Origin of the sequence: Pseudomonas sp. FW305-25, from assembly GCF_017351415.1 — a bacterium.
Taxonomy (GTDB): Bacteria; Pseudomonadota; Gammaproteobacteria; order Pseudomonadales; family Pseudomonadaceae; genus Aquipseudomonas; species Aquipseudomonas chlororaphis.
Genome location: NZ_JACNDE010000002.1, coordinates 88,943 through 101,555 on the forward strand (window position 1 = coordinate 88,943; position 12,613 = coordinate 101,555).

Annotated in this window: 10 protein-coding genes and 1 pseudogene; 7 read left to right on the top strand and 4 right to left on the bottom strand. The window is 63.0% G+C overall.

The window, feature by feature from the left end:
* Positions 1-12: 12 nt before the first annotated feature.
* A complete protein-coding gene (locus tag J4E58_RS02755) occupies positions 13-1,815 on the top strand; it encodes an acyl-CoA dehydrogenase (protein WP_087089823.1) in 1,803 nt (600 codons plus the stop codon).
* A 101-nt stretch (positions 1,816-1,916) separates the two neighbouring features.
* Here the strand turns inward: J4E58_RS02755 and J4E58_RS02760 are convergent, their stop codons facing one another.
* Positions 1,917-2,219 (bottom strand): cell division protein ZapA, encoded by a 303-nt coding sequence (locus J4E58_RS02760; protein WP_009041856.1) that lies wholly within the window; start codon positions 2,217-2,219, stop codon positions 1,917-1,919.
* Positions 2,216-2,446 carry a hypothetical protein gene (locus J4E58_RS02765; RefSeq protein WP_007926810.1) on the bottom strand — a complete coding sequence of 77 codons (231 nt, stop codon included), beginning with the start codon at positions 2,444-2,446 and terminating at the stop codon, positions 2,216-2,218. Before J4E58_RS02765 ends, J4E58_RS02760 begins: the two co-directional genes overlap by 4 nt.
* Before the next feature lie 295 nt (positions 2,447-2,741).
* Here J4E58_RS02765 and J4E58_RS32165 point away from each other — a divergent pair.
* The 5 genes and pseudogenes from J4E58_RS32165 to selO form a co-directional block, all read left to right on the top strand.
* Positions 2,742-3,497: pseudogene (locus tag J4E58_RS32165) on the top strand (MCP four helix bundle domain-containing protein); the annotation flags it as partial.
* Complete coding sequence (locus tag J4E58_RS32170) at positions 3,489-4,352, top strand: methyl-accepting chemotaxis protein (RefSeq protein ID WP_371925236.1); 864 nt, start codon at positions 3,489-3,491, stop codon at positions 4,350-4,352. The pseudogene J4E58_RS32165 and the gene J4E58_RS32170, both read left to right, overlap by 9 nt.
* Before the next feature lie 211 nt (positions 4,353-4,563).
* The gene (locus J4E58_RS02775; protein WP_007926822.1) at positions 4,564-6,306 is read left to right on the top strand and encodes a potassium/proton antiporter; all 1,743 of its coding nucleotides are present in this window, start codon (positions 4,564-4,566) and stop codon (positions 6,304-6,306) included.
* A 35-nt stretch (positions 6,307-6,341) separates the two neighbouring features.
* A complete protein-coding gene (mscK, locus tag J4E58_RS02780) occupies positions 6,342-9,689 on the top strand; it encodes a mechanosensitive channel MscK (protein WP_007926823.1) in 3,348 nt (1,115 codons plus the stop codon).
* A gap of 48 nt (positions 9,690-9,737) precedes the next feature.
* On the top strand, positions 9,738-11,201 hold the full coding sequence (gene selO, locus J4E58_RS02785; RefSeq protein WP_087089819.1) for a protein adenylyltransferase SelO: 1,464 nt from the start codon (positions 9,738-9,740) through the stop codon (positions 11,199-11,201).
* A 4-nt stretch (positions 11,202-11,205) separates the two neighbouring features.
* Here the strand turns inward: selO and J4E58_RS02790 are convergent, their stop codons facing one another.
* Together J4E58_RS02790 and J4E58_RS02795 are read right to left on the bottom strand one after the other, a co-directional pair.
* Complete coding sequence (locus J4E58_RS02790) at positions 11,206-11,607, bottom strand: type II toxin-antitoxin system HigA family antitoxin (protein WP_007926825.1); 402 nt, start codon at positions 11,605-11,607, stop codon at positions 11,206-11,208.
* The gene (locus J4E58_RS02795) at positions 11,604-11,900 is read right to left on the bottom strand and encodes a type II toxin-antitoxin system HigB family toxin (protein ID WP_023970158.1); all 297 of its coding nucleotides are present in this window, start codon (positions 11,898-11,900) and stop codon (positions 11,604-11,606) included. Before J4E58_RS02795 ends, J4E58_RS02790 begins: the two co-directional genes overlap by 4 nt.
* 227 nt (positions 11,901-12,127) lie before the next feature.
* Here J4E58_RS02795 and trxC point away from each other — a divergent pair, with 227 nt between their 5' ends.
* The gene (gene trxC, locus J4E58_RS02800) at positions 12,128-12,562 is read left to right on the top strand and encodes a thioredoxin TrxC (protein WP_007926827.1); all 435 of its coding nucleotides are present in this window, start codon (positions 12,128-12,130) and stop codon (positions 12,560-12,562) included.
* Positions 12,563-12,613: the final 51 nt, after the last annotated feature.

A 12,613-nucleotide genomic window follows, 5' to 3' on the forward strand; every position in this document is an offset into this window, starting at 1 on the left:
AGGTAGGCCGCCATGTCCGAGACGTTGCTCAGTTCCCGCAATCTGGCTTTCGAGCTGTATGAAGTCCTCGATGCCGAGGGCCTGACCCAGCGCGAGCGATTCGCCGAGCACAACCGGGAAACCTTCGACGCCGCCCTCGGCACCGCGCGCAGCATCGCCGAGAAATTCTTTGCCCCGCACAACCGCAAGGGCGACGAAAACGAGCCGCGTTATGAAGACGGCAAGGCGATCCTGATTCCGGAAGTCAAACCCGCGGTCGATGCCTTTCTCGAAGCCGGCTTCCTCAACGCCGCGCGCAGCTTCGAGGCCGGCGGCATGCAGTTGCCGACGCTGTTGTCCCAAGCCTGCTTCGCGCACTTCCAGGCGGCCAACGCAGCCTCCACGTCCTACCCCTTCCTGACCATGGGCGCGGCCAACCTGATCGAAAGCTTCGGCACCGACGAGCAAAAGCAGCGCTTCCTGCAGCCGATGATCGACGGGCGCTTCTTCGGCACCATGGCCCTGACCGAACCCCATGCCGGCTCGTCGCTGGCGGATATCCGCACCCGCGCCGAACCGGCGGCGGACGGCACCTACCGGCTCAAGGGCAACAAGATCTTCATCTCCGGCGGCGATCACCCGCTGTCGGAAAACATCGTACACATGGTGCTGGCCAAGCTGCCGGACGCACCGGCCGGGGTGAAAGGCATCTCGCTGTTCATCGTGCCCAAGTTCCTGGTCAACGACGACGGCAGCCTGGGCCCGCGCAACGACGTGCTGCTGGCCGGGCTGTTCCACAAGATGGGCTGGCGCGGCACCACCTCCACGGCGCTGAACTTCGGCGATAACGGGGAGTGTGTCGGCTACCTGGTGGGCAAGCCGCACCACGGCCTGAGCTACATGTTCCAGATGATGAACGAGGCGCGGATCGGCGTCGGCATGGGCGCGGTGATGCTTGGCTACGCCGGCTACCTGTACTCCCTGGAATACGCCCGCGAACGCCCGCAGGGTCGCCTGCCGGACAGCAAGGACCCGACTACTGCGCCGGTGTCGATCATCCAGCACGCCGACGTCAAGCGCATGCTGCTGACCCAGAAGGCCTATGTCGAAGGCGCTTTCGACCTGGGCCTGTACGCCGCGCGGCTGTTCGACGACACCACCACCCTGACCAGCGAAGACCAGCGCAAGCAAGCCCACGAACTGCTGGACCTGCTGACGCCCATCGTCAAATCCTGGCCCTCGGAGTTCTGCCTGAAGGCCAACGAACTGGCGATCCAGATCCTCGGCGGCCATGGCTACACCCGCGAATACCCGGTGGAACAGTACTACCGCGACAACCGCCTGAACCCGATCCATGAAGGCACCCACGGCATCCAGTCACTGGACCTCCTGGGGCGCAAGCTGGCGCAGAACGGCGGCGCGGGCCTGAAGCAACTGATCCGGCTGATCGCCGATACCAGCGAGCGGGCCCAGGCCCACGACGCCCTGACGGCACTGCGCCAACCGCTGGAAAAGCTGGTGGCGCGCCTGCAAGGCGTGACCCTGGGCCTGCTCAGCGACCTCGCCCAGGGCAAGGTCAACAGCAGCCTGGCCAACTCGGCGCTGTACCTGAAAGCCTTCGGTCATACGGTGATCGGCTGGCGCTGGCTGGAACAGGCGATCCGCGCGCAGGAAGGCCTGGCCAAGGGCAGCCCGGCGGATGTGGGTTTCTACAAGGGCAAGCTGCAGGCGGCGCGTTACTTCCTGACCTGGGAAGTGCCGGCCTGTCATCACGAGCTGGCATTGCTGGAGGCGCGGGACGATACCTGCCTGGGCATGCAGGACGAGTGGTTCTGAAGCGCTAAAAGCATCGCGAGCAATCGAGCGCCGCCCGGCTGCTCGCGAAAACAATCAGTCCGACACAACCGCAACGGCGTTGCAGGTTGTGGGTAAACCCATCAGTTCTGGCTGATGGTCTTGGAGATCACTTCGACCGTGGCGCTGACTTGCTCTTGGTAACGGTCGAGCTCCTGCTGATGACGCTTTTGCATCTCGAGCTGCTGGGAGCACAGGTTCATCGCCGCCAACACCAGCAAGCGGTCACCGATCAGCGTCGGGTATTTCTTCTTGGTCTCGGCCAGGGTGGCCTTCAACATCAACGCGGCATCCAGCAGGGTCTGCTCTTCCCCGGCCGGCGCCTTGATCGAGTAGTCCTCGCCGAGAATCGAGACGACTTTTACCCCGTCGGCACCCTGCCTCATGCGCTGACAGGACCGGCGCTGACGCGCTCGACCAGGGCCTGGATGCGGGCCGCGGTGGCGCCTTGTTTCTCTTCCTGTTCCATCAGGCTCAGTTGCAGGCTTTCGTTCTCATCCTTGGCCTGGGCCAGTTCTGCCTTGAGGGTTTCGTTCGTGCCCGACAGCTCCTGGTTCTGTTGCACCAGATCACTGACAAGCTGTTCCAATTGACTTAGGGATGCTTCCAACATTTTGATTTTCCGAGCATTTTTCAAAGGGCGCGTACGATAAAGAAAAGTCACCCTGGATGCCAGATTTTCCCGGCGCAACGCCTTGATTTGCCTGGCGGGTGACCTTGCCTGCGAACTTTAAAGACTGTCATTCCCCCATCTGGTTCCTGACACTTCGTCGCTCATCAGATCTTTCTGAAACTCTCGCTCCTGCTTCAAGAATCCATTTTTCCGCGCGATAGGTCTGGGGAGCCCTATCAACCACCGCGGCATGGATTGCGCATTCTCGAGGTAGATCCCCATGTCTCTTCGCAACATGAACATTGCACCGAGGGCATTTCTCGGCTTTGCATTCATCGGCTGCCTGATGCTGTTCCTGGGCATCTTCGCCCTGAACCAGATGAGCAAGATTCGCGCGGCGACCGTCACCATTTCCACCGACAACATGCCCAGCATCCAGAGCATCGATGAGTTCACCCAGCAGATGCTGCGCCTGCAAGTGCTGTCCTATCGCCTGGTGATCAACCGCGGCCCCGAGGTGCAGGCCAAGACCCGCGAGTCGCTCGAACTCGGCAACCAGCAGATCGAAAAAATCCGCACCACCTATGAAAAGCTGGTCAGCAGCCCGGAGGAAAGCGAGGCCTACGACCACTACCTCAAGCTGCTGGCCGAATACCGCAAGCTCGAAGAGCGCATCAAAGAGCTGTCGCGCAACAACCAGCTGGGTGAGCTGCAAGAGATGCTGAACAACGAGTTGATGAAGAACTCGCAGCAGATCAACAAGGTTCTGAACCTGCTGGTACAGATCAACAGCCAGCGCTCCAAGGCCGCCAACGAGCAGGCCGCCGAGGAATACGCTTCGGCATTCAACCTGGTAGTCGCCCTGCTGATCCTGTCCACCACCCTGACCGTGGTGTTTGCCTGGTTGCTGACCCGCAGCATTACCCAACCCATCGCCAGCGCCTTGCATGCCGCGGAACACATCGCCGAAGGCGACCTCACCCAAAGCATCCGGGTCAACGGGTGCGACGAACCCGGACGCCTGCTGCAGGCCATGGCGAGCATGCAGGAAAAACTGCGCCAGACCCTGTTGCATATTTCCGGCTCCGCCAGCCAGTTGGCTTCCGCCGCGGAAGAACTGAACAGCGTCACCGACGAAAGTGCCCGCGGCCTGACCCAGCAGAACAACGAAATCGAGCAGGCCGCCACCGCCGTGAACGAGATGACCTGCGCCGTCGAAGAAGTCGCGCGCAACGCCGTGAGCACCGCCGAGGCTTCGAACGACGCCACCCAGTCGGCCAGCGAAGGCCGCAACCTGGTGCGCGAGACCGTCAGCGCCATAGAGCTGATGAGCAGCGAAGTGCAGAGTTCGGCCAACAGGATCAGCGAACTGGCCGAGGAATCGCGCGACATCGGCAAGGTGCTGGACGTGATCCGCGGCCTGGCCGACCAGACCAACCTGCTGGCCTTGAACGCCGCGATAGAAGCCGCCCGGGCCGGCGATGCCGGACGCGGGTTCGCCGTGGTCGCCGATGAAGTGCGTGCCCTGGCCCACCGTACCCAGCAGTCCACCAGCGAAATCGAACGCATGATCGGCAGCATCCAGAGCGGCACCGAGCACGCCGTCGAGTCGATGCGCACCAGCACCGAGCGCGCCGACTCGACCCTGAGCATCGCCCGCGGCGCCGGCGGTGCCCTGGACACCATCAACACCGCGGTCAACGAAATCAACGAGCGCAACCTGGTCATCGCCAGCGCCGCCGAGGAACAGGCCCTGGTGGCCCGCGAAGTGGACCGCAACCTGGTGAACATCCGCGACCTGTCGGTGCAATCGGCCACCGGCGCCAACCAGACCAGCGATGCCAGCCACGAGCTGTCACGCCTGGCCGTGGACCTGAACGGCATGGTGGCGCGATTCACCCTGTAATGCCCGGCCAATCGCGCTGATCGCCACCTGCGCCAGCCACTGCGGAACGCCATGAAGTCCGTCGGTGGCCGGCGCCAGGCGACGCTTTTCCGCCGCCTGTAAACAGGCGCAAAAGCTTTTTGACAGCATCGTATTTCAACAGGTTAGAATCGCTGGCACGCAGACTGCATGGTCAGTTTGTGCCCGCCTTTCTGCTTCTGGAGTACTGCCTTTGAATGCGACGACCATCAACAGCCTGTTCTTGATCGGCGCGTTGCTGGTAGGTGCGAGCATTCTGGTGAGTTCCCTTTCGTCCCGCCTCGGCATCCCGATCCTGGTGATCATCCTGGCCGTGGGCATGGCCGCCGGCGTCGACGGTGGCGGCATCATTTTCAACAACTACCCGACCGCCTACCTGGTGGGCAACCTCGCACTCGCGGTGATCCTCCTCGACGGCGGCCTGCGCACCCGGGTCTCGAGCTTCCGTGTGGCGTTGTGGCCCGCCTTGTCGCTGGCCACCGTCGGCGTGATGATCACCACCGGCCTGACCGGCATGGCGGCCGCCTGGCTGTTCGACCTGAACCTGATCCAGGGCCTGCTGATCGGCGCCATCGTCGGCTCCACCGACGCCGCGGCGGTGTTCTCGCTGCTGGGCGGCAAGGGCCTGAACGAACGGGTCACCGCCAGCCTGGAGATCGAGTCGGGCAGTAACGATCCGATGGCGGTGTTCCTCACCGTGACCCTGATCGACATGCTCGCCAGCGGCCAGACCGGCCTGCACTGGAGCCTGTTGGGGCATCTGCTGCGCGAGTTCGGCATCGGCGGCCTGATCGGCCTGAGCGGCGGCTGGCTGATGCTGCAACTGGTGAACCGCATCAACCTGGCCACCGGCCTGTACCCGATCCTGGTGATCGCCGGCGGCCTGGTGGTCTTCGCCCTGACCAACGCCCTGCACGGCAGCGGCTTCCTCGCGGTGTACCTGTGCGGCCTGGTGATCGGCAACCGCCCGGTGCGCAGCCGGCATGGCATCCTGCATATGCTCGACGGCATGGCCTGGCTGTCGCAGATCGGCATGTTCCTGGTGCTGGGCCTGCTGGTCACGCCCCACGACCTGCTGCCCATCGCCCTGCCGGCGCTGGGCCTGGCGCTGTGGATGATCCTGTTCGCCCGTCCGCTGTCGGTGATGGTCGGCCTGCTGCCGTTCAAGGCCTTCCACGGCCGCGAGAAAGCCTTTATTTCCTGGGTCGGCCTGCGCGGCGCGGTACCGATCATTCTCGCAGTGTTCCCGTTGATGGCCGGGCTGCCCGAAGCCCAGCTGTACTTCAACCTGGCCTTCTTTATCGTGCTGGTGTCCCTGCTGGTGCAAGGCACCAGCCTGCCGTGGGTCGCCAAGCTGCTGAAAGTCACGGTGCCACCGGAGCCCGCGCCGATCTCCCGCGCCGCCCTGGAGGTGCATGTCACCAGCGAATGGGAGCTGTTCGTCTACCGCCTCGGCGCGGAAAAATGGTGCATCGGCGCGGCGTTGCGCGAGCTGAAAATGCCCGAAGGCACCCGTATCGCCGCCCTGTTTCGTCACCAGCAACTGCTCCATCCGTCGGGTAGTACGGTGCTGGAAGCCGATGATTTGCTCTGCGTCATCGGCCATGAACACAACCTGCCGGCCCTTGGAAAACTATTCAGCCAGGCACCGCAACGAGGCCTCGATCTGCGCTTCTTCGGCGACTTCGTTCTCGAAGGCGACGCCCAGCTGGGCGCGGTTTCGGCGCTGTACGGGCTGAAACTCGAAGGGCTCGATCCGGACATGCCGCTGAGCCGCTTCATCACCCAGAAAGTGGGGGGTGCTCCAGTGGTAGGCGACCAGGTGGAATGGAACAACACCATCTGGACGGTTGCCGTGATGGAGGGGAACAAGATCAGCAAAGTGGGCGTCAGATTCCCCGAAGGAAGTCGCCCGGGCCCCGGACTCTTCCTCTAAACTGCCTAACTTCTCATCCAGCTTGACCGGTCTCTATGCCAACCCTGCGTACCCTTTTCGCCATTGCCCTGCTGGGCCTGAGCCTTTCTGTCGGCACACTGCAAGCGGCCGAGCCGCCCAGTGCCGAGTCCGTCCAGCAGAGCCTGGATAAAATCGCCGAGCGCAAATTGCCGGAGGCCGATCAAAAGGCCCTGCAAGCGGTGCTGCAACAGACGCTGACCCAGCTGTCGAACAAGCAGGATTACGAGCAGCGCCTGAACGACCTCAAGCAGCAACTGAGCAATGCACCGCGCCAGACCAGCGAAAACCAGCGCGAGCTGACCCGCCTGAAAGCCACCAAGGTGGTGCCGGTGGCCCAGCGCTACGCCAACCTGCCGGTGTCGCAGCTCGAACAACTGCTGACCGAACGCACCACCCAGCAGGGCGACATGCAGAAAGCCCTGGCCGAGGCCAACAGCCTGGCCATTACCGCGCAGACCCGCCCCGAACGCGCCCAGGCCGAGATCAGCAGCAGCCAGACCCGCACCCAGCAGATCAATACGATCCTCAAGAACGGCAAGGACTCCGGCAAGCCGATCAACGCCGACCAGCGCAATCAGCTCAATGCCGAACTGGCGGCCATCAACGCGCTGATCCCGTTGCGCCGCCAGGAGCTGGCCGGCAACAGCCAGTTGCAGGACCTGGGCAACAGCCAGCATGACCTGCTGATGGAAAAGACCGCGCGCCTGGAGCAGGAAATCCAGGACCTGCAGACCCTGATCAACCAGAAGCGCCTGGCCCAGTCCCAGGAAACCGTCACCCAGCAATCGATCGAAGCGCAAAAGGCCGGCAGCAGCAGCCTCCTGGCCACCGAAAGCGCGGCCAACCTGAAGCTCTCCGACTATCTGCTCAAAAGCACCGACCGCCTCAATGAGCTGACCCAGCAGAACCTGCAGACCAAGCAGCAACTCGACAGCGTGACCCAGAGCGATGCCGCGCTGGACGAGCAGATCAGCGTGCTCAAGGGCAGCCTGCTGCTGTCGAAGATCCTCTATAAACAGAAGCAGGCGCTGCCGCACCTGCGGCTCGACCGCGACCTGGCGGACCAGATCGCCGACATCCGCCTGTATCAGTTCGAGGTCAACCAGCAACGCGAACTGATCAGCAGCCCCAGCAGCTATGTCAACAACCTGCTGGCGACCCAGCCGTCCGAGCAAATCACCCCGCAGCTGCGCAAAACCCTGCTGGACCTGGCCATCACCCGTGCCGACCTGCTGGAACGCCTGAGCCGCGAGCTAAGCGCCCTACTCAACGAATCCATCACCCTGCAGCTCAATCAGAAGCAGCTGCTGAGCACCTCGCAAAGCCTGCGCGCGACCCTCGACGAACAGATGTTCTGGATTCCCAGCAACAAGCCGCTGGACGGCGAATGGCTGCAAGCTGTGCCGCTGCGCCTGGAGAAACAGGTCACCACCCTGCCCTGGTCGTCCAGCCTGAGCGAGCTGGCCGACGGCCTGGCGCAACGGCCGCTGCTGTTCCTGCCATTGCTGCTCCTGATCGCGGCCCTGCTGTGGCGGCGCAAGAACCTGTACCAGCGCCTGACCAAGGTTCACAAGGACATCGGTCACTTCAAGCGCGACAGCCAATGGCACACGCCGCAGGCGATCCTGGTCAACATCCTGCTGGCGATGCCGGTCGCCCTCGGCCTGGCGCTGTGCGGCCTGGCCTTGCAGATCGACGCCCGCGGACAGAACGCCAACCTCGGCGCAGCGCTGTTGCAGATGGCCCAGGCCTGGCTGGTGTTCTATACCGCCTACCGGATCCTCGCCCCCGGCGGCGTGGCGGAACTGCACTTTCGCTGGGAAAAGCCCCAGGTCGAATTCCTCCAGGGCTGGATCCGCCGCCTCGGGCTGGTGGTCATGGCCCTGGTGGCCGTGGTCGCCGTGGCCGAACATCAACCGGCGGCACTGGCCGATGACGTGCTCGGCATCGCCGTGGTCCTGACCTGCTACGCCCTGATGGCCTGGCTGCTCAGCCGCCTGCTGCTGAGCAGCCCGACGCACCAGAACGCCTCGCTGTTCCGCAAGGCGGTGGCGGTGCTGTTCACCGCGCTGCCGATCGCCTTGTTCATCGCCGTGTGCTTCGGCTACTACTACACCGCGCTGAAGCTCAGCGACCGCCTGATCAATACCCTGTACCTGCTGATGTTCTGGCTGGTGATCGAAGCCACTTTTGTCCGCGGACTGGGCGTCGCCGCCCGGCGCCTGGCCTACCAGCGGGCCCTGGCCAAACGCCAGGCCGCCAAGGAAAGCGGCGACGGCGAAGCAGTCGAAGAGCCGACCCTGGACATCGAGAAGGTCAACGAACAATCCCTGCGCCTGATCCGCCTGGCCCTGCTCGGTGGTTTCATGGCCGGGCTGTACTGGGTCTGGTCGGACCTGATCAGCGTGTTCTCCTACCTGGACAACATCACCCTCTACGAATACACCAGCGGCACCGGCGCCAACATGAGCATGGTGCCCATCAGCATCGGCGACATGCTCGGCGCGCTGATCATCGTCGGCATCACCTTCGCCCTGGCGCGCAACCTGCCGGGGCTGCTGGAGGTGCTGGTGCTGTCCAGGCTGAACCTGGCCCAGGGCAGCGCCTACGCGACCACCACGCTGCTGTCCTATGTGATTGCCGGCGTCGGCTTCGTCTCGACCCTGTCGACCCTCGGCGTCAGCTGGGACAAGTTGCAGTGGCTGGTGGCTGCGCTGTCGGTGGGCCTGGGCTTCGGCATGCAGGCGATCTTCGCCAACTTCATCTCCGGCATCATCATCCTGTTCGAGCGGCCGGTGCGCATCGGCGACACCATCACCATCGGCAACCTGTCGGGCACGGTGAGCAGGATCCGCATCCGCGCCACCACCATCACCGACTTCGATCGCAAGGACATCATCGTCCCGAACCAGACCTTCATCACCGGGCAACTGATCAACTGGTCGCTGACCGACACCGTCACCCGGGTGACCCTCAAGCTCGGCGTCGACTACGGCTCGGACCTGGACCTGGTCAAGGAACTGCTGCTCAAGGCGGCCCGCGATAACCCGCGGGTACTGAAAGAACCCGAGCCCCATGTGTACTTCCTCAACTTCGGCGAAAGCACCCTGGACCACGAATTGCGTATGCACGTGCGCGAGCTGGGGGACCGCAACCCGGTGCTCGACGAGGTCAACCGCTTCATCAACCGCGAGTTCAAGAAGCAGCACATCAACATCTCGTTCCGCCAGATGGAGGTCTACCTGAAGAACCTCCATGGCCAGGAATACAAGATGGTGCCCATCGAGCCGGAGACCAAGACCATAGTCCCGCTGCCCGACGGCAAACCGCTGCAGGAACCGCCCCCCAGCAGGCTCGACTAAGGGCGCTATCCCTAGCAGAATGCTCGGACACTCTGCTGGAGATGGCCGTTGAAAGCCCTCGACGAACTGACCTTCGACAATCGCTTCGCCCGCCTGGGCGATGCGTTCTCAACCCATGTACTGCCCGAGCCGATTGACCGCCCACGCCTGGTGGTGGCCAGCCCGGCGGCCATGGCGTTGCTGGACCTGGACCCCGAGGACGCGCAAAGCCCGGTGTTCGCCGAACTGTTTGGCGGGCACAAACTGTGGGCCGAAGCCGAGCCCCGGGCGATGGTCTATTCCGGGCATCAGTTCGGCTCCTACAACCCTCAGTTGGGCGATGGTCGCGGCTTGCTGCTGGGCGAGGTGTACAACGCCGCCGGCGAGCACTGGGACCTGCACCTCAAGGGCGCCGGCCAGACCCCCTACTCGCGCATGGGCGATGGCCGCGCCGTACTGCGTTCGTCGATCCGCGAGTTCCTGGCTTCCGAGGCGCTGCACGCCCTGGGTATTCCAACCACCCGGGCGCTGTGCGTGATCGGCTCCGACACCCCGGTCTGGCGCGAGAAGCAGGAGCGCGCGGCGATGCTGCTGCGCATGTCACCCAGCCATGTCCGCTTCGGCCACTTCGAATACTTCTATTACACAAAACGCCCCGAGCAGCAGAAACAGCTGGGCGAGCACGTGCTGGCGATGCACTTTCCCGAGTGCCTGGAGCAGCCCGAACCCTACCTGGCGATGTTCCGCGAAGTGGTCGAGCGCAATGCCGAACTGATCGCCAAATGGCAGGCCTACGGTTTCTGCCACGGGGTGATGAACACCGACAACATGTCGATCCTCGGCGTGACCTTCGACTTCGGGCCGTTCGCCTTCCTCGACGATTTCGATGCGCATTTCATCTGCAACCATTCCGATGACCAGGGGCGCTACTCGTTCAGCAACCAGGTGCCGATCGGCCAGTGGAACCTCAGCGCCCTGGCCCAGGCGCTGACGCCCTTCATCAGTGTCGAGGCCCTGCGGGAAACCCTCGGCCTGTTCCTGCCGCTGTTCCAGGCCCATTACCTGGACCTGATGCGCCGCCGCCTCGGCCTGACCAGCGCCGAAGACGAGGATCAGAAACTGGTGGAACGGCTGCTGCAACTGATGCAAGGCAGCGGCGTGGACTACAGCCTGTTCTTCCGCCGCCTGGGGGATGAATCAGCTGAATTGGCCGTGGCCCGGCTGCGCGACGACTTCGTCGACCGCCAGGGCTTCGATGCCTGGGCCGATCTGTACAAGGCCCGGGTCGCCCGTGATCCGGTCCAGGGTCAGGAGCTGCGCCGGGAACGCATGCACGCGGTCAACCCGCTGTACATCCTGCGCAATTACCTGGCACAAAAGGCTATCGACGCCGCCGAACAAGGGGATTACTCCGAGGTGCGCCGCCTGCACGCGGTGCTGAGCAAGCCGTTCGAACAACAGGCCGGCATGGACAGCTACGCCGAACGACCGCCCGAATGGGGCAAGCACCTGGAAATCAGTTGCTCGTCCTGAGAGGTCAGATAAAGGTTTCCATCGAGACCTTGAAACGTTCGGCCAACCAGCGGATCTGCCGCAGGTTGAGCTGACGCTTGCCGCTCAGGATCTCCGAGACTACCGACTGCGCACCGACACCGGGCAGGTCGCTCTGGGTCAGGCCGTGTTCGCGCATCATGTAGCGCAACACATCTACTCCGCTGGCGACAGGCATCGGGCGATGTTCAAGATCGTAGGCTTCGATCCAGTCCCCGATGATGTCCACCAGGCTGTTGAGAGGATGGGCCTCGTCTTCCCCTGTCAGATCCAGCAACTCGTCAAGGGCCTGAACCAGCCTGTCGTAATCCGCCTCGGTTTTCGGCTTGCGCAGCAATGGCGCAACGAACTGCCAGTGTTCGGCCACTTGCTCGATCAATGCACTCATCCTCGATCCTCCTTCCACTTACCCCGGTCATATTCACGGTGGTCCAACACATGGCGGATATAGAGCTTTTGCGTCGTATAACGGACCAATGCAATCAGCCGTATCTTGTTGCCACCGATATCGAACACATGCAGCGGCCCGACCTTGTCCACCGCCGGAAACATCGCCTTCATCGCGGCAAAATCCGCAAGCCGATTGCGTTTAAGCGCGCGATACCAATCATCCAACGCCTTGGCCGAGTGTGGCCATTTTTCCTTGGCATCCCAAATTCGTTTAGCCGTGATTACACGCATGCAAAGTCCTTATCGCATACTGCTATGGCAGCCTAGAGGGTGAGACAACTTATCGCAAGTTGCTATAAATGCTCTCGGACCAATGGCACGGAGCACCGCCTCTCTCCAGCCTAGAACCGAGCCGACGGTTGCCGCGCAAAGATGTATGAGCGCATGCAACAGCTTGATAAACCGGCCCACAGCCTCCAGATCGGAGCTATTGGCCACTTACCCTGGAGCCCCCCCTCATGTCCGATCCACTGCTGATCCCCTGCCCCCATTGCAATGGGTTGAACCGCATCCCCGCCGAGCGCCTGGGCGATCAGCCCAAATGCGGACGCTGCAAAGGCCAAGTGTTGCTGAACCAGCCTTTCGAACTGAAACAAGGCGACTACGCCAGCCAGATCAAGGGCGACCTGCCGTTGCTGGTGGATGTCTGGGCGGATTGGTGCGGGCCGTGCAAATCCTTCGCGCCGGTGTTCGAGCAGGCGGCGGCGCAATTGGCAGGCAAGTGCCGGCTGGCCAAGCTCGACAGCGAGGCCAACCAGCAATTGTCGGCGCAGTTGGGAATTCGCTCGATTCCGAGCCTGATTCTGTTCAAGAACGGACGGGAAGTGGCACGCCAGAGTGGCGCCTTCCCGTTACCGCAACTGATGAGCTGGCTGCGCAGCCAGGGCATCTGACCGCTATTTCGAAATCGCCTTGAACTGTAGGAGCGAGGCTTGCCCGCGATA

Coding starts and splice junctions, on each gene's coding strand:
- J4E58_RS02755 (WP_087089823.1), top strand. CDS start 13: ATGTCCGAGACGTTGCTCAGTTCCCGCAATCTGGCTTTCGAGCTGTAT.
- J4E58_RS02760 (WP_009041856.1), bottom strand. CDS start 2,219: ATGAGGCAGGGTGCCGACGGGGTAAAAGTCGTCTCGATTCTCGGCGAG.
- J4E58_RS02765 (WP_007926810.1), bottom strand. CDS start 2,446: ATGTTGGAAGCATCCCTAAGTCAATTGGAACAGCTTGTCAGTGATCTG.
- J4E58_RS32170 (WP_371925236.1), top strand. CDS start 3,489: ATGCAGGAAAAACTGCGCCAGACCCTGTTGCATATTTCCGGCTCCGCC.
- mscK (WP_007926823.1), top strand. CDS start 6,342: ATGCCAACCCTGCGTACCCTTTTCGCCATTGCCCTGCTGGGCCTGAGC.
- J4E58_RS02790 (WP_007926825.1), bottom strand. CDS start 11,607: ATGAGTGCATTGATCGAGCAAGTGGCCGAACACTGGCAGTTCGTTGCG.
- J4E58_RS02795 (WP_023970158.1), bottom strand. CDS start 11,900: ATGCGTGTAATCACGGCTAAACGAATTTGGGATGCCAAGGAAAAATGG.
- trxC (WP_007926827.1), top strand. CDS start 12,128: ATGTCCGATCCACTGCTGATCCCCTGCCCCCATTGCAATGGGTTGAAC.